Origin of the sequence: Streptomyces niveus (assembly GCF_001723055.1) — a bacterium.
In the GTDB taxonomy this organism is placed as follows: Bacteria; Actinomycetota; Actinomycetes; order Streptomycetales; family Streptomycetaceae; genus Streptomyces; species Streptomyces niveus.
The window spans coordinates 17,181-38,950 of record NZ_MDCR01000139.1; the positions used below are offsets into that span (position 1 = coordinate 17,181).

The 21,770-nt window shown below is 71.7% G+C and carries 8 protein-coding genes; all 8 read left to right on the forward strand.

The annotated features are described in order from the left end of the window. Positions 1-10: 10 nt before the first annotated feature. The 8 genes from BHU15_RS17735 to BHU15_RS39290 all read left to right on the forward strand — a co-directional run bounded on the left by BHU15_RS17735 (position 11) and on the right by BHU15_RS39290 (position 21,769). Positions 11-781, forward strand: a complete 771-nt coding sequence (locus tag BHU15_RS17735) for an efflux permease Rv1217c-related protein (RefSeq protein WP_069628085.1) — start codon at positions 11-13, stop codon at positions 779-781. A gap of 169 nt (positions 782-950) precedes the next feature. After that, on the forward strand, positions 951-2,102 hold the full coding sequence (locus BHU15_RS17740; protein WP_069628086.1) for a cytochrome P450: 1,152 nt from the start codon (positions 951-953) through the stop codon (positions 2,100-2,102). A 339-nt stretch (positions 2,103-2,441) separates the two neighbouring features. After that, entirely contained in the window at positions 2,442-5,291 is a 2,850-nt protein-coding gene (locus BHU15_RS17745) for a helix-turn-helix transcriptional regulator (RefSeq protein ID WP_079128210.1), read from the forward strand. A 409-nt stretch (positions 5,292-5,700) separates the two neighbouring features. Beyond that, positions 5,701-6,204, forward strand: coding sequence for a hypothetical protein (locus tag BHU15_RS17750; RefSeq protein WP_069628088.1), 504 nt, complete (start codon positions 5,701-5,703; stop codon positions 6,202-6,204). A 55-nt stretch (positions 6,205-6,259) separates the two neighbouring features. Further along, a complete protein-coding gene (locus BHU15_RS17755; RefSeq protein ID WP_069628089.1) occupies positions 6,260-6,772 on the forward strand; it encodes a hypothetical protein in 513 nt (170 codons plus the stop codon). Positions 6,773-6,857: 85 nt separating this feature from the next. Continuing rightward, entirely contained in the window at positions 6,858-8,279 is a 1,422-nt protein-coding gene (locus BHU15_RS17760; protein ID WP_069628090.1) for a PfaD family polyunsaturated fatty acid/polyketide biosynthesis protein, read from the forward strand. Then, positions 8,276-9,139, forward strand: a complete 864-nt coding sequence (gene fabD, locus BHU15_RS17765) for an ACP S-malonyltransferase (RefSeq protein ID WP_079128211.1) — start codon at positions 8,276-8,278, stop codon at positions 9,137-9,139. Before BHU15_RS17760 ends, fabD begins: the two co-directional genes overlap by 4 nt. A gap of 138 nt (positions 9,140-9,277) precedes the next feature. Then, positions 9,278-21,769 carry an SDR family NAD(P)-dependent oxidoreductase gene (locus tag BHU15_RS39290; RefSeq protein WP_069628091.1) on the forward strand — a complete coding sequence of 4,164 codons (12,492 nt, stop codon included), beginning with the start codon at positions 9,278-9,280 and terminating at the stop codon, positions 21,767-21,769. The last annotated feature ends 1 nt before the right edge of the window (position 21,770 follow it).

The window sequence follows — 21,770 nt, forward strand, 5'->3', positions numbered from 1 at the left end:
AGGATTACTGATGAGCGCCGCCATCTTCGCCAAGTACCTGTCCGACGGACGCCGCAGTCTCACCGGCTGGGCGGTCGGGATCGCGTTGGTAGGGATGGTCTACGGGAGCACCTACCCCTCGCAGCGTGAGAACACCGCGAGTCTTCCCGAGGCCCTGCGTGAAGGGCTGAACATCGATGCCAGCGCGGCCGGCTATCTGCACGCCAGCGTCTTCGGCATCGTCCTCCCGCTGCTCGCCATGATCTACGGGGTGACGGCGGGTACCCGGGCCGTCGCGGCCGAGGAGGAGTCCGGCCAGCTCGACCTGCTGCTGGCCCACCCCGTCACGCGCACCCAGGTCGCCGCCGAACGGTTCGGCGCCCTGTCCGCCGGCGCGGTGGGGGTCGGCCTCCTCGTGTGGGTGGCGCTTCTGGCGATCCGTGACAGCGCCGAACTGACCAGCGTCACACCGGTCGAATTCCTCGCCCAGTGCCTCAGCCTCTCCCTGCTGGCGATCCTGTTCGGCGCGCTCGCCATCGGACTCGGTGCCGCTGTCGGCCGGAAGGCGGCCGTCCTGGTCGGCAGTGCCGTGATCGGTGTGGTGTCGTACACCCTGCACGCCTTCGCGGGGCAGATCGGCGCGGACTGGCTCGCCTATGTCTCGCCGTTCCACTACTACATCGGCGGGCAGCCACTGCGGCACGGCTTCCAGTGGGTCGACATGTTCGTGCTCGCGGCCGCCGCTCTGGTGCTCTTCGGGCTGGGCGTCAGCCGGTTCAACCGCCGCGACATCAACAGCTGAACACAGGCCCACCCCGGCATCACTGCTGGGGTGGGTGCTGGGGGAGACCTGGGTGCGTTCGGGGCGGCCGTACCGCGAGGCTGCATCGACCGACCCGCCGATCCGTGTCGTCTGGTGAAAAGGTGATGGGGTGTCCGTAACAGGGCTTGAGATTCCGCCGCAACCGAATGTGAACGACCCGGCGGTCTACGACTGGTACCGCATGATGCGCGACGAGCACCCGGTCCACCGGGACCCCACCACGGGCTGGTGGGTGGTCTACCGGTACGCCGAAGCCCGTCATGTGCTCACCAATCCCGGTACTTTCTCCTCCGAGATGCACCGTATGGGATTTCCCGAGTCGGGTCTGGAGAGCCTGCCGCAGATGGACCCGCCGCGTCACACCCGGGTACGGCAGATTCTCGGCACGGCCTTCACTCCCGCCTCCATCGGTGCCTACGAGCCGGAGATTGTGCGGCTGACGAATGAGATTGTGGACGAGATCGGGGACCGGGACCAGGTCGACCTGGTCGCCGACCTCGCGTACACCGTCCCGATAGCCGTCATTCTCGCGATACTCGGCTTGCCTGCGGAGGATCGCGTCCTTTTCTATGACTGGGCGCGAAAGGTTATGAATGTCACCCCTGAGGAAATGGCGCAGGAGGGATTCCTCGAAGCGCTGGGGGAGCTTCAACAGGAGGCGATCTCCTACCTTCGCGAGCGTGTACGCGAGAGGAGGGACAAGCCCGGTGACGACATGCTCACCCGGCTTGCCAACGCCGAACTGAACGGGGACCGGCTGACCGAGGACGAGACGGTCAACTTCGCCAACGTGATGTTCGCCGGCGGCCACATCAGTACGACGATGACCATCGCGAACTCGATCGACCTGCTGGACCTCAACCCGGCCGCGCAGGCCGAACTCCGCCAGAACCGCGGACTGATCGGTCAGGCGGTCGAGGAAGTCCTGCGCCATCGGCCACCGATCACCACCGGGCTGCGGGCGTCCACGAAGGACGTCGAGGTCGGGGGCGTGATGATCCCGGCCAACCAGCACGTGGCAGCCAGTTTCTGCTCGGCCAACCGGGACGAGCGGCAGTTCCCCGAACCTGAGAGCTTCGATATCCATCGCCGCAGCGAGGGGCGCCATTTCGGGTTCGGATTCGGCACGCACCACTGCATCGGCAACGCGCTCGGGCGTCTGGAGACCCGGCTCGTGCTGAACGTACTCTTCGACCGGTTCAAGGAGATATCGGTCGACCGGGACGGCGATCTGGCCTGGGCCGTTCCGCCCCAGATGGTGGGTTTCGACAAGCTTCCGGTCTCGCTGCGAGTCGCCTGACGCGTTCCGCCCGGCGGTACCACCGAGAGACGGACCCCACTCCTTGCTGATCACGAGCGGCAAGGGGTGGTTCGTCCTTTTCGGAAACATTTCCCGGTTCGGTTTTATTGACGCGCCCTTGATGCCGGTGTGCTGGAGATGGCCGTGACGTCGATGCTAGGTTGCGGATGATTCTTGCGTAAACAGGTGGAAATTTCTGGGGCGGAAAAGCGCGTCGTTATTTCCATTGTCTGAGTTTTGGTGCCGTGTTTTGCCGAACTGTGGCCGGCTTGACTAGCGGTTTCCCTTCCGAGGAGAACGTGCCGGTCATTTCAGGTTTCCGTTAGAGGGGGTTGGCGGATGCGGCAGGAATTTCTGCTGGTGGAACGCGATCATGAAATGGGCCTGGTACGTGCGGGGATGCGCCGGGCTCAAGCCGGTGAGGGCGCGCTCGTGATGTTCGAGGGCGTCCGCGGTGCGGGGAAGACTCACCTTCTGGCGGCCGCGCGACGGCAGGCGGAGAAGGACGGCTTCCAGATCCTGCACGCCCGGGGGAACGAGTTCGAGCAGGGCTTTCCCTGGGCCGTCGTCCGCCAGCTGTTCGACCACTGCCTGAACGCGGAGCGGTACGGTGACCAGGGCGATCCGCTCGCCGGTCCCGCGTCTCTCGCCGGCACCATCTTCGACTACGCGGACCCGGAGGGACTCGGAGGCGGCCCGCAGGACGACGACCGGCTGTATCGAAGACTGCACGGACTGCACTGGCTGTGCAGGAATCTCTGCTCGACCGATCCCCTCCTGCTCCTCCTGGACGACGCGCACCACGCGGACATCCCGTCACTGCGCTTCGTCAACTACCTCGTGAACCGGCTCGAAGGCAGTGGTGTGCTGTTGGTGCTGGCCAGCACCCCTGGTACGACCCGCGCCGGTGGCACTCCAGCCGCCCCCGGGCAGGCGCAGGAGTTACTGCTCTCCGTCGGCGGCTCGCCGGTGGCGCGGCACGCGGCGCTCGCCCCGCTCGGACCGGACGCGGTCCGGCAGACCATCACCGCACGTCTCGGCAGGCCCCCGCACGACGAGGCGGCGGCGGCCTGCCTGACCGCGAGCGCCGGCAATCCCCTGCACTTGAAGGAAATCCTCGACGAGATGGACCACCAGGGGATCGAACCCGAGCAGGCGGCGGTCCCGGCGATCGCCCAACTCGCCCCCGCCCGCCTCACCAAGGAGGTACTGCGTCAACTCCACCGACTTCCCACCGAGACCGTCGCCCTCGCCGGGGCCGTCGCCGTCCTGGAGCAGGACGCCGAGCCCCGCCACTGCGCGGACGTGGCCGAACTGGACGAGTCGGCGACCTTGCGGGCCGCGAGCGCGTTGCGTGACGCCGACATCTTCGGCGCGGGCAGCCCGTACGCTTTCCAGCGCTCTGTGGTGAGACAGGTCCTCTACGCCCACATGTCGTCCGAAGCCCGCAGCAACACCCACCACCGGGCCGCGCGCTGCCTGCATGCCACCGGCAGCGAACTTCCCACCGTCGCGGCGCACTTGTGCCGTACCGAACCCGGCGGCGACCCGTGGACCGTGCGCACGCTGCGCGCGGCGGCGCTGGACGCTGTACGCAGGTCCGAGCCGCAGGAGGCCGCTCGTTACTTGCGCAGAGCCCTGGCCGACCCCGCCGCCGAGGACGACCCGTGGATTCTGGGGCAGCTCGGCGCGGCGGAACTGCGGGCCCGGCAGCCATCGGCCGTCGAGCACCTGAAAGAGGCGCTGCACCGCACCCGGGACTCGCTCGCCCGGGAACGGCTGAGGCTCGAACTCGCCCTGGCACTGGCCGCTTCGGCCCGCCACGAAGATGCCCTCACCCTCCTTCGGCTGTCGGACGCGTCCGGTACGTCCGAGACCGCCCGCAGGGTCGCAGCGGTGCTGGGCCGTGTAGCTCCCGGCCATCGTGTGCCGGGCCGCTCCGGGCCGTTCGTCGTCCGTGCCCACGCCGCGGTCGAGGCGCTCGCACGGGGGTTCCCCCGGAGCCGAGTGCTCCGACTGGCCACCGGAGCGCTCGCACAGGGCGACCCCGGCGGCGGCCGGGAGGACGCCGAACTGAACGGCACGATGCTCACCGCGTGGGTGCTCGCCCAGTGCGACGCCGCCGAACCGGCCGAGGTGGCACTCCGCGACGCTGTACGCGGCGCCCGGGACGCCGGGCAGGTACTCACCGCCGAGGCGGCTGAAAGCCTGCTGGCCCAGGTTCTGCTGGACACCGGACGGCTGGGAGAGGCCGAGGGAACGGTCCGGCGCCTGCTGAACCGGCAGGAGAAGGGATCGCTGATGACAGCGTGCGTACCGCTGTCGGCCGCGGTACTCGTCCACTGTCTTGTCGAGCGCGGCCGGACCCGCGAGGCGGAGGAGGCTCTGCGCCACCACGGCCTCGACGGCCCGGTGCCCGCGTCGGCCCTGTTCGTACCGCTGCGTCTGGCCCGCGCGCGGCTGCTCATAAGACAGGACCAATTCGAGGCGGGGCTGCGGGAGTTGAGCGAGTGCCGTGACCGGGCCAGGAAGGAGGGCTGGCGATACCCCTCGGCCGATATCGACTGCCTGCCGGACGCGGTGAGGGCGCTCGCCGTCACGACCGGGCCGCGGGCCGCGGGCAAACTGGCTGCCGACACCGTCGAGGGAGCGAAGACGTTCGGCGCGGCCCGGCCGCTGGCCGTCGCGCTCGGGGCGCAGGGTGAGATCGTCGGCGGGGAGGCGGGAGTGGCGATGCTGGAACGCGCGGACTGCCTGCTCGCCCCCACCCCCTACCTGCTTGAGCACGCGCGGGTACTGGTCGCGCTCGGCGCCACCCTGCGGCGGATCGGCCGTCGCGCCGTCGCCCGGGAGCGGCTGACGGCAGGTATGGAACTGGCCCATCGCATCGGTGCCCACGCGCTGGAGTCGACGGCCGGCTCCGAACTGCGTCTCGCCGGCGTGCGACTGGCCAGAGCCAGCCAGGACAGGGCGTCCCTCACCCCCGCCGAGGAGCGGGTGGTGTACAAGGCGGCGGCCGGTCTGAGCAACCGCGAGATCTCACAGGCGCTGTTCGTCACGGTCAAGACCGTCGAATGGCACCTGAGCCAGGCATACGCCAAGTTGGGAATCGCCAAACGGGCCGAGCTCTCACGCGTCCTGAGCTCCGAGGCAGCCGCGGACACTCCAGCCGTTCGCTGCTCCGCGTAGGCGGCGCGCCACCGGCGGGCCGCGAGTGATCCCCGCCGTTCGACCGCCCACGCCGGACGGCTGCGAGCCGTGCCGCCAGGCGCGCGACGCCACGTCGTGAACCGCCCGGCCCCGGCCAAGGTCCCGTTCGCCCGAGCCGTCCCCCGCGCCGGCTCGGGCGGACCCATGTCCATGTCCACCTGGCTCCGGACGGCCGTACGGATACGGTGCCGCTCCCGACGCCCGTGCCGTACCGGCGTGGTCGCGAGGGGCGCCGACCGGGCGGTGAACAGGACTGGGGTCGCTGCTGGGGGCGCTCCGGGGGTGTGCGCCGCTCCCGTCGGCCAGGCTGGGCCGCCGGTCCGGAGGGCGAGCGCCCCCGAGTTCGGCCTCTGTGACCGCCGACTTGCCGATCCGAAGGGCGGGACACGTGACCAGCACCACGTACAAGCAGTACGACACCCTGACCGAGGCGGAGCGGTCCTTCGTGGACGGGGTTGCCCGGCACTACCACGAGGCCCATGGCGTCACCTGGGAGAAGGGCCGGGTGATGGCGTGGATGATCATCAGTGATCCCGTCGAGCAGACCCTCCCACAGATCTGCGCCGCGGTGGACACCACCCCCGACGAGATCGAACAGCTCATTGAGCAGCTGACGCTCGCCGGCCTCTACCGGCGTATCGACGCACCGGGCGGCGAGACCCGATACCGGCTCGTCGACGACGGATATCCGAAGGCGGTCTCCGACACCTTCGCCAGCTGGCCCGAGTACCACCGCATCTTCCGCTTCGGGCTCGACGTGCTCGACGAAGCCGGCGCGGACGACGCGCGGCGCAGGCGGATCGCGGAGATCGAGGAACTCTTCGGACACATCGTCGGCGACCTCGCCGACATGTCCAAGCGGTGGGAGGAGCACCGCCTCACCGCAGCCTGACCGGCTGAGCCGCCGACAGACAGACCGTCCGGACATATCGCGAGGAGACCGCTCCATGACCGAGCAATCGCCACCGACCACCCTGACCGACGGCGAGCAGGCGTTCGTCGAGAAGGTCGCACAGTACTACTTCGAGAACGACGGCATGCCCCACGACCGCGGCCGGGTCGTCGGCTGGATGATGATCTGCGAGCCGCCGGAGCAGACCGCCGCCGACATCGAGAAGGCACTGGGTGCGCCCCGCGCGGCCATCGACCGCATCGTCGACCAGCTCACTCCGGAGAACGACCCGGTCAGCGTCTTCGAGCGCTCCGGCACCCTCCAGGAGAACTACACGGTCCGGCTGCGGGAGAACAGCTGGGGCCCCAAGGTCCGCGGCATCTTCTCGGAGTTCCCCGACTTCCATCGCGTCGCCGCGGACGGGCTGGCCGGGCTCAGGGCCGAGAACGCCCCCGAGGATCGGCTGCGCCGACTGGCCAACATGGAGCGCTTCCTGGGCTTCGTCAGTGCGGAGATGCCGGCCATCCTCGACCGCTACGAGAAGCGCGGCACCCGGTCCGCGGACTGACCCGAACCGGCCGACCGCGTCCGCGCGGACGACCGGGCCGGTCGCGTACGTGATCCGAGCGGTATGGAAGCAGGAGGGGGCAGCCATGACCACCACACTGGCTCAGGCCGGCCGGACGCCCCGGCCCGGCAGTGCCATCGACGCCGGGGCGCTCGGCAGCGCGGCCTTCCGCGCCGATCACGGGGTGCGCTACGCCTACGCGGCCGGCTCGATGTACAAGGCGGTGGCATCCGAGGACATGGTCGTAACGATGGGCCGGGCCGGGCTGCTCGCGTACTTCGGCACCGGCGGTCTGCGGGCGGACCGGGTGGCGGACGCGGTCGGGCGCTTCGAGCGCGAGATCGGGAACGGGCCCTGGGGGCTCAACCTCCTTGCCTCGCACGAGAACCCCGCCAAGGAGAACGAGCAGGTACGGGTTCTGCTGGCACACCGCGTCCGGCGGGTCGAGGCGGCGTCGTTCATCGTCCCCACCCGGCCACTCGTGCGATACCGGATCAGCGGCCTGCGTACGGCGCGGGACGGCACCGTCCACATACCCAACCGGGTGATGGCGAAGGTGTCCCGACCCGAGGTCGCCCGCTACTTCCTCGAACCCCCGCCCCGCGAGATCGTCCAGGAACTGCTGGCCGAGGGGGTCGTCACCGCCGAAGAAGCCACTCTCGCCGAACGTGTCCCCCTCGCCGACGACCTGTGCGCCGAGGCGGATTCGGGCGGCCACACCGACCAGCGCCAACTGGTGGTACTCCTGCCCGACCTGGTCCACCGGCGGAACGTGGCCGCGGCCCGCCTCCCGGCCGCGGCGCCGGTCCGCGTCGGTGCCGCGGGCGGGCTCGGCGTGCCGGAGTCGGTGGCCGCGGCCTTCGTGCTCGGTGCCGACTTCGTCCTCACCGGCAGTATCAACCAGTGCACCTTCGAGTGCGGCACCAGCGACCGTGTGAAGGACATGCTCCAGCAGGCCGAGGTCCACGACATGGCCGTCGTCCCGGCCGGCGACATGCTGGAGACCGGAGCACGGGCCCAGGTGCTGCGCCGAGGACTGTTCTACCCGGCCCGCGCCAACCGGCTCTACGAGCTGTACCGCCGCCACGACTCCCTCGAAGATCTCGACGAACGCACGGCCCACCAGCTCCAGCGACGCTACTTCCGCCGGAGTTTCGAGCAGGTGTGGGAGGAGACACGCGCCCATTACGAGCAGGCCGACCCCCGCTCGCTGGCCCGCGCCGAGCAGGACCCGAAACACAAGATGCTGCTGGTCTTCAAGGCGTACTTCGTGCAGTCGATCCGCCTCGCCATGAGCGGGTCCGAGGAACACCAGGTGGACTACCAGATCAACTGCGGCCCCGCGCTCGGCGCCCTCAACTCCCGTCTGCGCGGCACCTCCCGGGAGCACTGGCGGGCTCGGCACGTGGACGATCTGGCCGACTGGCTGATGCGCGGCGCGGCCGACGTCCTGACCCGGCAACTGGCCGGCCTGACCGGGAACGCACCCCACAGGAGCCGAACGTGACCGTCGCCCATCTCTTCGCCGGACAGGGTTCCCAGCGGATCGGCATGGGAGCCGAACTGTTCGCCTCCTACCCCAACCTGGTACGCCAGGCCGAGTCGGCGCTCGGCTACTCGATCGCCGACCTCTGTCTGGAGGGTCCCGCGGAGCGGCTGGCCGACACCCGCTTCACCCAGCCCGCCATTTATGTGGTGGACGCCCTCTCGTACATCGACGCGGTCCGCGGCGTCGGCGTGATCCCCGACGCGGTGGCCGGCCACAGCCTGGGGGAGTACGCCGCTCTCTTCGCCGCGGGTGCCTTCGACTTCCGCACCGGACTGGAGATCGTGGCCCGGCGGGCCGAGCTGATGGCCGACGCCGGTCCGGGTGCGATGGCCGCGGTGATCGGGCTGGATGAATCCGCCGTACGCGACGTACTGGCCGCCGAGGCGCCGGAAGTCGACCTCGCCAACCTCAACGCACCTGACCAGATCGTTGTCTCGGGCGGCGCGGAGGAAGTGCGCCAGGTGTCGAAAGCCCTGGCCGCGCGGGCGAGCACCGTCGTTCCGCTTCCGGTGAGCGGTGCCTTCCACTCCAGGCGTATGCGGCCCGTGGCCGAGCGGTTCGACCGCTACCTGCGCGGGTTCGTGTTCGGCCGGCTCAAGATCCCGGTCATCGCCAACGCGACGGCGCTGCCTTACGGCGACGACGTACGCGACCTGCTCTGCCGCCAGTTGTGGTCACCGGTGCGCTGGACCGACACCGTGCACCACCTGCTGAGGCTGCCCGATCCCGACCTCCGCGAGATCGGTCCGGGCACCGTCCTCACCGGGCTCACCCAGCGCATCAGCGCCGCTCGGAACGCCGTCACGACGGGCGGCTGACGGCGGACAGACCACGGATCACGGCGTACGGATCACGGCGTACGTCGAGGCTCGGCCGCGCTCCGTGGCCGACGCCCGCACCGCGAGAAGGCCACACCGGACGAATCGGCCACACCGGACCTGGAGGATCGACCGGGCATGAAACCCACCGCCGTGACGGGTGACTTCCGTGTCACCCGGTCTGACGTCCGTGCCTTCGCCGCAGCGGGGGGAGACGCCAGCCCCCTGCACGTCGACGACGGGCACGCCCGCCGTACCCCTTTCGGGCAGCCCGTGGCGCATGGAGCGCTCTGCGTACTGCGGGCGCTGGCCCTGGTCCCCGTCGCCGCAGACGTGTGCCTGGTCTCGCTGCGGGCCCGGTTTCTGGGGCCGGTCTTCCCCGACCAGCGCTATACCTGGGAGACGCCGGCCACGGGGGAGACCGGGGGGCCGGACACGCCGGTGACCACTCTCAGGGTCGCGGACGGCGGAAGCGTCCTGCTGGAGATCGAGGCCCGCTACGCCCCCGGAGCCGTGTCCGGTCCACCGCCGGCGCCGACGCGCAGACGGTTCGTCCGGCGAGCGGCCGACAGCGTACTCCAGGACCTTGTGCCCGGCACGGAGTTCGGCACCCGCTACCGGCCCGACTGGCCTGCCCTCGCCCGTCTTGTGGACGAGGCGGGACTGGCGCGGCACGGGGTCGGGGTCGAGCACGCCGCCGTCCTCGCCTGGGCGAGCCAGCTCGCCGGTATGGAGGTGCCCGGCCGCTCGGCACTGGTCGGCGGGATCGACGCGGACTTCGAACAAGCCCCGGCCCGCGGCGTGTTCGCGGCGCGCGCGGTCCTCGCCGATGTCGACACCCGCTTCCGCGCGGTGCGGCTGACCGGCGAAGTGACCGCCGGACACACCACCGCCACGGTGGAGGTACGGTCCTTCTCCCGGCGTGAGTTCGGCGCACCGGACACCGGACTGCTGCGCGATCTGCTCGGCCCGGACACCCTCCGGACCCGGCCGCTCGCCGGCCGTACCGCCGTGGTGTGCGGCGGCAGCCGTGGCCTGGGTGCCGCGCTCGTGCAGGCATTCGCCCTGGCCGGCGCCACCGTTCACCTGATCCACCGGGACAGTGCGGCCGAGGCCGCGGCGCTGGTCGACGCACTGGACCACGACGGCGCCCGTGTCCATGTCCACCAGGCCGACGTGGGCGACACTCCGGGCTGCCGCGAGGTAAGGGAAGAGGTACTCCGGTCGACCGGGGCACCGGACATCCTCGTACTCAACGCCGCACCACCGGTGAGGCCGCTGGATCCGCACCCGGACACGGTGACCAGGTCCGGGGAACACCTTGCCGCCGCCGTGCGGCTGGTCCAGGCGCCGCTCGCCGCTTTCCTCGCCGATCTTCCCGCAGGGGGGCTGGTCGTGGCCGTGTCCTCCGCCTACGCCGAGCGGCCCCGGCGCGGCCTGTCCCACTACACGGCGGCCAAGCGGGCCGTGGAGGGCCTGGTCGAGGCGGTGACCGTCGACCGGCCCGATCTCGCCGCGCTCGTCGTCCGCCCTCCGCGCCTGGCCACCGCGTTCGGGGACAGTGTCACCGACGACGACGCGCTCGCTGTCGAGCGGGCCGCCGCGACCGTCGCGGTTCGTGTCGCCGAGGGCGTACCCCTCGGCACCGTCGGCCTGCTGACCCGGTTCGAAAGTGCCGACAACAGCCCCGGCCCCGCCCGGATATCCAGCCGTCACGCCGACACGACCACGGAAGGACCGAGGCCGGAGACAAGCGCGGCGTACGACACCGAAGCCCCCGCTCCGGACGGGCCCGCGGACGAACCGGCCCCGGTCGACCGGGAGCCGGACAGTCCCGCGCTCGCGGTGGCCGCCACCTTCACCACCGATCCGCTCCACGCCCCACTGGCCCACTGGTGCGGGCGGCTCGGGCTCGGGCTCACCGTCCGCCCCGCCCCCTACGGCCAGGTCTTTCAGCAACTCCTCGACCCCGGCGGGATCTTCGCGTCCAACACCCGTGGGTGCAACGCCGTACTGCTGCGCGTCGAGGACTGGCCGGAGGGACCCGACGGTGAGCGCACCGCCGACGAGTTCGAGGAGGCCGTCCGTGCCGGGGCGGCTCGCTTCACGGTCCCCCTGCTCGTCCTGCTCCTCCCCGGGTCGCCGCCCGCCGTTCAGCGCCGGGGCCAGGCTCTGAGGGCCATGGAAGAACGCCTGACCCATGCGCTCGACGGTGTGCCGGGCGTGCGTGCGGTGCGCGTCGGCGACCGTGCGGACGGACACTGGGTGGCCGACCACCACGATCCGGCGCGCGAGGAACTGGCGCACATCCCCTACACCCCCGAGGCGTGCACGGTACTGGCCACCGCCGTGGCCAGGCAGGTCCACGCGCTGCTCGGCCGGCCGTACAAGGTTCTCGTGCTGGACTGCGACAACACCCTGTGGCGCGGTGTCTGCGGTGAGGACGGTCCCGGCGGGGTGGAGATCGCCGACGCCCACCTCGCGCTCCAGCGGTGGGCCGTCGAGCGACACGACGAGGGAGTACTGGTCTGCCTCGCCAGCAAGAACACCGCCGAGGACATAGACGACGTGTTCCTTCACCACCCCGGCATGCCCCTGCGCCCGGAGCATATCGCCGCACGACGGGTGGACTGGAACCCCAAGGCCGACAACCTTCGCGCGCTCGCCGACGAACTCCGCGTGGGAATCGACTCGTTCGTCTTCCTCGACGACAACCCGGTGGAGGTGGCGGCGGTCCAGGCGGCCCAGCCGGACGTGCTCGCCCTGACTCTGCCCGCCGACGAGTCGCGGTGGCCCGCCTTCCTCGCCCGGCTGTGGAGCTTCGACCGGGCCGAGGTCACCGACGAGGACCGGCGGCGCACCGCCATGTACCGGGCATCGCGCCGTCGGGAGGAGGCACGGGGCTCCGCCACATCGCTCGCCGCCTTCATCGACGGACTCGACCTGGAGGTCGACGTCCACGAGGCCACCGGTGAACAGCTGGCCCGCGCGGCCCAACTCACCCAACGCACAAACCAGTTCAACCTCGCGCCTCATCCTCGTACGCTCGCCGAACTGCGCGCCCTGCTGGCCGGGGGCGCCCGCTGCCGCGTGGCCGAGGTCCGCGACCGCTTCGGTGACTACGGACTGGTGGGCGTGGCCGTCACCCGCGAATCGGCGGGCGCCGTGGTGCTCGACACCTTCCTGCTGAGCTGTCGTGTTCTGGGCCGCGGCGTGGAGCACGCCTTTCTCGCGTCGGTGGCTCGCGCCCTCATGGCAGGCACCGGACCGGCGGAACTGACCGCCGGACACCGGCCGACCGGCCGGAACACACCCGCGGCGGACTTCTTCCGCGATGCCATGGGCCAGGGTGACGACGCGCAGGACGGCACCCGCAGGCACCGAGCGCCGCTCGACCGGCTCGCCGCGCTGCGCTTTCGACCCGACGCACGGGGCGCCTTGCCGGACGGCCCGGCCCGTGCCGTAACTCCCACGGCCACCGCACCGGCGTACGAAGCGTCCCGGCGCACGGCGCTCGCCGAACTCGCCTGCGAGCTGACCGACGGCGCCGCCCTGCACCGTGCTGTCACCGACGGGTCCACCGACCCGGATTCCTCACCGCCGTCCGAACGGGAGCAGTCGTCCGCCGAAGCACTCCCGCACCCGTTCGAGGCCGTGCGCGAGGTCGTGTCACGGCTCGTACGCGTCCCTGTCACCGATCTGACCCCGGAGACCACCCTGGAATCGCTCCGGCTCCAGTCGCTGGAGATCGTCGACGCGACCGTGGCGCTGGAGAAGGTCTTCGGCCGGCAGCCCAAGACGCTGTTCTTCGAACATGCCACTCTCGGCGCGCTGTCCCGCGCGCTGGTACCCGCACCGAACTCGGGGCCAGCCGCGCCGAAGGAGCCCCACGCCGCCCGTCCGGCCGAGGCGAGATCCGCGCTACCCACGCCGGGGCGGGCCAACTCCGTACACCGGCACGACAACAACAACGACATCGCCGTGGTCGGCATCGCCGGCCGCTATCCGGGTGCGGAGGACATCACCCGGCTGTGGGACAACCTGAAGGCGGGTGCTGAATCGCTGGACGACGTGGCCGGACGCTGGGGCGGCCTGGACGCGGTCGACCCCCGAGGCGGCCCCGACCGGACCTACAGTTCCTCCGGCGGACTGCTCGACGGAATCGACGAGTTCGACGCCCTTTTCTTCCACCTCGCCCCCAGCGAGGCCCGGACGATGGACCCTCAGCAGCGCCTGTTTCTCCAGGCCGCCCACCACGCCCTGGAGGACGCCGGTCACACGATGGCCTCAATCGGCCGTGACGTGGGCGTCTACGTCGCCTCGATGGGGCCCGACTACGCCGTCCTCAGCGCGAACGCCGCCCTCGAAGGCAACAGCCGCTATCCGAACAGCGACCTGTATCAACTCGCCAACCGTGTTTCGCACTTCATGGATTTCACCGGCCCCAGCATCGCCGTGGACACCGCATGTTCCGGTTCCGGGGTCGCCATCCAGCTCGCCTGCGACGCCATCCGGTCGGGGACCGTGTCCGCCGCCCTCGCCGGCGGGGTCAACCTGATCCTGCACCCGGCCCGCCGTATCCAGTACGCACAGCTCGGCATGATCTCGCCCACCGGCCGGTGCAGGCCCTTCGGGGACGGGGCGGACGGCATGGTCACCAGTGAGGGCGTGGGGGTGGTCCTGCTGCGTCCGCTGCGGGACGCGCTCGCCGACGGCGACCACGTGTACGGCGTCGTCAAAGCGGCGTCCGCCAACAGCGACGGGCGTACCAACGGCTTCACCGTCCCGAACCCCCGGGCGCAGGCCGACCTGATCGCACGGACCTTGCGGCGGGCCGACGCCGACCCGTCCACCATCGGCTATGTCGAGGCACACGGCACCGGAACCCCACTCGGAGACCCTGTAGAGATCCGTGGGCTCGGCAGTGCCTTCGCCGCAGTGCCGCCGTCGTCGGACATACCGATCGGCAGCATCAAGGGGAACATCGGGCACACCGAGGCCGCCGCCGCGGTCGCCGGACTCACCAAGGTCCTGCTCCAACTGCGTCACCGCACACTGGTGCCCTCGCTGCACTCCGAACGCCTCAACCCCGACATCGACTTCGCGGCCACGCCGTTCCGGGTCCAGCAGCACAAAGCTCCCTGGCCGACGCCGCCGGACGGGGCACGCCGGCGGGCCGGTCTCAGCTCGTTCGGCGCCGGCGGGGTCAACGTCCATCTGGTGATCGAGGAGGCACCGGACCCGCCGCCGCGGACGCGGCGCATCACGGGACCCGAACTCGTCCTGCTTTCCGCGCGGGACGACGAGGCGCTGCGCCGTATTTGCGCACGGCTGGCCGGCCGACTGCGCTCCGCCGACTCCGAACCGCCGCTCGCCGACACGGCGTTCACCCTGCGCGAAGGACGCGAGCATCTCGCGGTCCGGGTCGCGCTGGTGGTCTCCGGCACCGCTGAACTGGTGGACCGGCTGGAGAGCCTGGCGGCGCCGGACCGGACGGTGGAAGAAGCCGCCAGGCACACACCCGGAGCGGTCTGGGGCCGCGCCGACGACGGGCGTCTCGGCGACGTCTTCGACGGGGGCGAGCCGGCCGACGACATGCTGCGCACTCTCGTGGCGGACGGAGACCGAAGCGGACTGGAGAAACTCGGCCGGCTGTGGAGCCAGGGCGCCCGGGTGAACCCCGGCCGGATCCTGCCGTCCACGGGACGGCGGCGGGTCTCGCTGCCCGGCTACCCGTTCGCGCGACAGCGTCACTGGCTTCCCGTCACCGATACGGCACCGGCCGCCGCCCCGTCGCGGGACGAGTCTTCCGTCACGCTGTACACGCCGGTCTGGGAACCGGCTCCCGCCCCCACCGCCGTACCCGCCGACGGCGCCGTCGTGCTCGTCGTCGGCGGCCCGCCCGAGTGGGCGGACGGAGCCCCCCACCAGGTGGCGCATCCCCGGGAGTTGGCCGCCGCCGTCGGCGGCGGCCCGTACGACATCGTGGTGGTGGACCGCCGTGGCCTGGAACACGACGGCGGCGCGCTGACCGCCTCGCTGGATCGTGCCTCGGAGACCCTGGACGCACTGGCCGCTCTCGCGGACGGCCGGTCGTGCACCTACGTCACCGTCACCCGTCCCGACCGGGCCGATCCGGCCGCCGCCCTGTTCACCGGCTTCGGCCGGGCACTGGAGCACGAGGCGCCGGGCTTCCGCCAGATACGCGTCGAGGTCGATCCCGGCGCCCCGGAACCCGCGCTCGCCGAGATCCTGGACCAGGTCGCCGCCGGTGACCGGGAAGTCCGTGTCGCCGACGGCGCCCGTCTCGTGCGAACGTGGTCCGCGGCCGGTCCGGGAAGCGGCGGCACATCGCTGCGGCGTGGCGCGCACTATGTGATCACCGGTGGCGCGGGCGGACTCGGCCGGCTGCTGACGGCCCACCTGGTGAAGCACTGGGCGGCGAAGGTGACATGGCTGGGCCGCTCCGGTGGGCAGGAGGACGGCACCGGCGAAGCGTGCCACACCGAGGCGACTTCCGGCGGTGCCGTGCACACTCTGCGGGCGGACGTGACCGACGCGGACGCGCTCGCCGCCGCCCTCGCCTCCGCACGGCGGCGCTTCGGGCCCGTACACGGCGTCGTCCACGCGGCCGGACTCCTGCACGACGCTCCGGCCCGGGAACAGACCCGCGAGCAGCTTCGGAGCGTGCTGGCGCCCAAGACTTTCGGGTCCGTCGCCGTCGACAGCGCCACGGCGGACGACCCTCTCGACTTCTTCGTGATGATGTCGTCGTTCGTCGGCACTCTCGGCAACGGCGGACAGACCGCGTACTGCGCCGCCAACCGCTACCTTGACGCCTTCGCCGAGCACCGCCGCTCGCTCGTGGAGCGGGGAGAGCGCTCAGGCAGGTCCGTCTCGGTCGCCTGGCCGCTCTGGCGCGAGGGGGGCATGCGGATGCCCGACTCGGTGCGCCGGCTCATCGGATCCACTTCCGGGTTCGGGCAACTGGAAACGCCCGCCGGGCTGCTCGCCCTGGAGAACGCGCTGCGCCAGGACAGCTCGCGCGTCCTGGTCGCTGTCGGCGACCAGGACCGGATCGCGGCGGCACTGGCCCGCCCATCTGTTCCCCCGCCGACCGGCGCCGCGACCCGTGTCGGTGACCACGAGTCCCGACTGCGGGAACTGCTGCGCCAGGAGGCCGCCGACCTCGTCAAGGTCGACGTACGGCAGCTCACCGACACGACCGCCTTCGGCGACTACGGCTTCAACTCCCTGCTCTTCACCGACTTCGCCAACCGGCTGAACGATCTGCTGGATGTGGCGGTGACGCCGGTGGTCTTCTACCAGCACCCCACCGTCGACGCCCTGACCACGGCGCTCCTGGAGACCGTCACTCGCGTTCCGGAGCTGTCCGGCACCGGGCCGTCGGACGGGGCGGGGGCCGATGCCGGACCGCGTACGTCGGGGCAGCCGGTCGTCGTACCGCCGGGCGCCGAACAGACACGGCCCGCAACGCTCCCGGCCGCCCCGCTCGCGGTGCCGCCGTCCGGGACCCCGTCGGGGACTCCGTCGGCCATGGAACCCGTCGCCGTCATCGGGATGGCGGGACGGCTGCCCGGCTCGCCCGATCTCGACACCTACTGGCGGCACCTGCTGGAGCGCCGCGACCTCGTCGGCCCCGCTCCTGCGGATCGCTTCGGTCTCTCGGACGTCCGGGGCGGCTTCCTGGAGGATGTGCTGGCCTTCGACGCGGAGTTCTTCGCCCTCTCACCGCGCGAGGCCGCTCTGATGGACCCCCAGCAGCGACTGTTCCTCGAAACCGCGTGGCAGGCCGTGGAGGACGCGGCGATCCGGCCCTCCTCCCTGGCGGGCAGCCGCACCGGTGTGTTCGTGGGCGCCACACTGTCCGACTACGCCGATCTGCTCCGCAGGGCAGACGAGAGGATCGCCGCCCAAAGCATCACCGGGCATGTCCAGAGCGTCATCGCCAACCGCGTCTCCTACCTCCTGGACCTGCGAGGCCCCAGCGAGGTGGTCGACACCGCGTGCTCCAGCTCCCTCACCGCGCTGCACCGTGCCCTCGGCGCGCTGGCGGCCGGGGAGTGCGACCTGGCGATAGCGGGGGGAGTCAACACCCTCTTCGACCCCGACTGGTTCGACTCGCTGGGGCAGGCCGGGCTTCTGTCGGAGACCGGCCGCTGCTGGACCTTCGACGGGCGGGCCGACGGATTCGTCCGAGGCGAAGGCGTCGGCGCCGTCGTCCTCAAGCCGCTGTCCCGGGCGATCGCCGACGGCGATCCGGTCCGGGCCGTCCTGCGCGGCAGCGCCGTGGCTCACGGTGGACGCGCGCACTCACTGACCGCACCGCGCCCCGAGGCGCAGGCCGAGGTCGTCACCACCGCCCTCGCCCGTGCCGGCGTCGATCCGCGCACCATCAGCTACGTCGAGACGCACGGGACCGGAACCCGGCTCGGTGACCCCATCGAGATCGCCGGCCTGACCGCGGCCTTCGGCCGGCCGGCCGAAGGCGAGGCCCCCTGGTGCCAGTTGGGCGCGGTCAAACCCAACATCGGCCATCTGGAGTCGGCGGCCGGAATCGCCGGGCTGCTCAAGGTGCTGCTCGCCATCGAGCACCGCACACTGCCGCCCAACGCCGTCGGGGACACCTCCAACCCGCATCTTCGCCTGGACGGTACCGCGTTCGCGCTGCCGGACCGGACGCGCGAATGGCGGCCCGTGGACACCGATGGCGCGCCCCTGCCGCTCCGCGCGGGACTCAGCGCGTTCGGGTTCGGCGGCGCGAACGCCCATCTCGTGGTGGAGGAGCCGCCGGCCGCCGTCGCACCGGGGCCGTCCCGGACGACGCCGGGGGAGCCCCACGTGCTGCTGCTGTCAGCGCCGGACCAGGACCGGCTGCGCGCCCACGCCCGCGCCTTGCGGGACGAACTGCTGTGCGCGCGAAGGGACTTCGCCGACCTCGCGTACACCTCCCGGGTGACACGCGACCCGATGCCGGCACGACTCGCTCTGGTCGTTCCCGGCCCGGGGGAGGCCGTGGCCGCTCTTGACGCCTTCCTGGCGGGCGGCGCGGTGCCCCTGCCGCACACCGCGACCGGCAGCGGGTCCGGAGCCATCGGCACGGACCCGGCGAGGGCCGCTCGCTGGGCGGCGGGCGAGGACATGGAGTGGCCCCGGGAACCGGGTCGGCGACGCGTGCCGCTGTGTGTCCGTCCCTTCGACCACTCGACCCGCTACGGGCCGTCCGGTCTCCCGACCGGAACCGCACCCTTCTGGCCGGAACGCTCCGAGCACGTCGTCGTCCGCGACGACCCGGCACTGCGACTGCTCGCCCAGGTCCGGCGCGCGGAGCCGCCCGTTCCCGGCCCCGTCGCCCACAGCCACGGCACACTTCTGGTTCTCGCGCCGGAGGAGGCCGATGCCACCCTCCTTGAGGAGGTCGCCGGCGCGGACCGCGACGTGGTTGTCCTCCGTGGCCCGTCCAGGCTTCCGCTGCCCTGCGCCCGTACGGTCGAGACGGATCTCGGCGGCCGGGAGAGCACCCTCACCGCCCTCGCGGAGGCGCGGTCCGCCCACGGTCCTTTCACCATGGTGGTGGATCTGGTCGACGCTCTCGCCGGCCCCGGCCGGCCACCGCGGACCGCGGGCCGCGTCGCCCTCCTCCAGGAGCTGGCGGCCAAGGCCGCCGACCACCCCCTGACCCTGGTCCACGTCCGGCGCACACCCGGCTCCCGTACGAGCTCGCCGGACGGTGAACTGGTGCTGACGGCGGGCCGGATGGCCGGATTCGTACGGGCGGCCGGTGCCGAGTACGGGTCCGTCACCGCCGTCACCGTCGCGTACGACACGCCCCCGCCGGGGACGTCGGGCACCCTCGGTCTGGCTGTCTCCGAGGGCTCCGGCGCCACCCCGGGAACCGAGGTCCGCTGGACGGCCGGCACCCGGGAGATCCTGGTCGCCGAAGAGGTCGCACCGCCCCGCGTGGCCGGCGAGGGACGGCTCGGAGCCTTCCCGGTGGCGGCCGACCGCCCCTACGTCATCACCGGCGGCACCGGCGGCCTGGGGCTCGCCGCCGCCGAACTGCTGGTCGCGCGTGGTGCCCGGCGAATCGCCCTCACCGGGCGCCGCGAACTGCCGCCGAGAGAGCGATGGCAGGACACCGGCCCCGACGTGTGGTGGGGCGCCCGTACGGCCGCGATCACCCGTATGGAGCGCGCAGGCGCCCAGGTGCTGCTCCACCACGGCGGCCCCGACCGGCTCCAGGGCTTCCTGGACGATGTCCGCACCCGCTTCGGCCGGCCCGCCGGAATCCTGCACTGTGCCGGAGCCCTGTCGTCCACACCCGCCTTCGTGCACAAGAAGGCGGAGGAGTTCGACCTCACGTGGGAACCGAAGGGCCCCGTACTGGCGGCCTTGGTACGTGCCCTGGGGGACGACGAACCCGACTTCGTGGTGCTCTACTCCTCCGTGTCGGCGCGGCTGCCCGCCCTCGCCGTCGGCCTCGCCGACTACGCCGCCGCCAACGCGGCCCTGGACGACTACGCCGACTTCGCGTCGGCCGCCGCCCGAGCACGCGGGAGCGCCACCCGCTGGCTCTCCATCGGCTGGGGAAGCTGGTCCGGCGTGGGCATGGGGGCGGTGACCACCCCACGCTACGACGAACTGGGCCTGGTGCCGATGGGCGCCGAGGACGGTCTCGCCCTGCTCGACGCCGCTCTCGCCGTGCCGGACCACGGGATCCTCACCGCCGTCGCGGTCCGGCCGGACGAGCGGCCGGCTCCGGTGAGTGCCCCGACGGCGGGCCGCCCTTCGCTGCAGGACTCACCACCGCAGACGGCGGGCGACGGGGCCCACGCCGCGCTCGTCGAGCGTCTTTCCGGTCATGTCACCGGCATCCTGGCGGAGACCCTCGGGATGGCACCTGAACGGATCGGCGCCGACCGGCCGTTCGCCGATCTGGGCGTCGACTCGATCCTCATCGCGAGCATCGTTGTCCGGCTCGAAGCCGTCACCGGTACCGCGGTCGAACCGTCGGCCGTCCTTGAACATCCGACCGTACGGCGTCTCGCCCGGCATCTGGCGAGCACCCGCCCCGAGGCCGTGGCCCGCTGGGCCGGCGGCCCCGGAACAGCGAACGGCGGCCACGGGGAAGCCCCGCCTGTACCCGACCCGGTGCCGGCGCCGGGTGCCGGTGTGCCTAGAGGAGCCCGGGCCGAGACACCACTGGCGGTCATCGGCATGGCAGGCAGGTTCCCCGGAGCACCCGACACCCACGCCTACTGGGACCTGCTGGCACACGGCCGGTCCGGCATCCGCGAAGTGCCGCGCAGCCGCTGGGACGTGGCCTCGCTCTACTCGCCCGAGTACACCCCCGGAATGAGCGTCGGCAAGTGGGGCGGCTATCTGGACGGCATCGAGGACTTCGACCCCGAGTACTTCGGCATTCCCGAGGCGGACGCCGCACACATCGACCCGCTGACCCGGCTCGTCCTGGAGACGACCGAATCGGCACTGGCCGACGCCGGGTACCGGGGCGAGGAGCTGGCGGGCCGCCGGATCGGCGTCTACGTGGGCTCGGGGAGCAGCGGGTACGCCTCCCGCGTCACCGTCCCCGGCCGGGCCACCGCGACCGGGCTCAACCAGAACTTCATCGCGGCCCACCTGGCCCATCTGCACGACCTGCGCGGCCCCAACCTCGTGGTGGACACGGCCTGTTCGTCCTCCCTGTCCAGCCTCCACCTCGCGCGCCAGGCACTGCGGCTCGGTGAGTGCGAGATGGCCCTCGTCGGCGGTGCCGATCTGCTGCTCGACGAGACCCGGTTCCTCTCGCTCAGCGCCGCCCGCGCGCTCTCGCCCGACGGTACGTGCCATGTCTTCGACGCCGCCGCCAACGGATTCGTCCCCGGTGAGGGCGTCGGAGTCGTCCTGGTGAAACCGCTCGACGCGGCCCTCGCCGACGGGGACCGGGTTCTCGCGGTCATCGAGTCCACCGCGATGAACAACGACGGCCGCACCATGGGACTGACCACCCCCAACCCCGAAGCCCAACAGGACGTGGTGCGCGAGGCGCTGCGCGCCGCCGAAGTGAGCGCTTCCTCCGTCTCGTACGTCGAGGCACACGGCACCGGCACCATGATCGGTGATCCGATGGAACTGCGGGCGCTGACTGCCGTGTTCGCCGAAAGCACCGACGAACGCGGATTCTGCGCGGTCGGCAGCGTCAAGTCCAACGTGGGGCATCTGCTGATGGCGGCCGGCATGGCCGGACTCCAGAAGATCGTCCTCTCCCTGGGGCACCGGCAGCTCCCACCCACCCTGCACTGTGAGCGCCCCAACCCCCGCTTCGCCTTCGAGACCTCCCCGTTCCGCGTGCAGGACCGGCTCGAACCCTGGCAACGCCGGGAGGGTGTGCGCCGGGCCGGGCTGAGCGCCTTCGGTTTCGGCGGCACCAACTGTCACGTCGTCCTGCGCGAGCCCACCGACACGGAGCTGAGCACCACCCGGTCCGTGCGGTCGCCCCTCGCACCGCCCGTCTTCCGGCGGCGCCGGCACTGGGTCGAGCGCACCGCCCGGCTCGACCCCTCGTACCCGCGCCCCCGTCCCATGTTCGAGCTGGAGGAACTGATCTAGC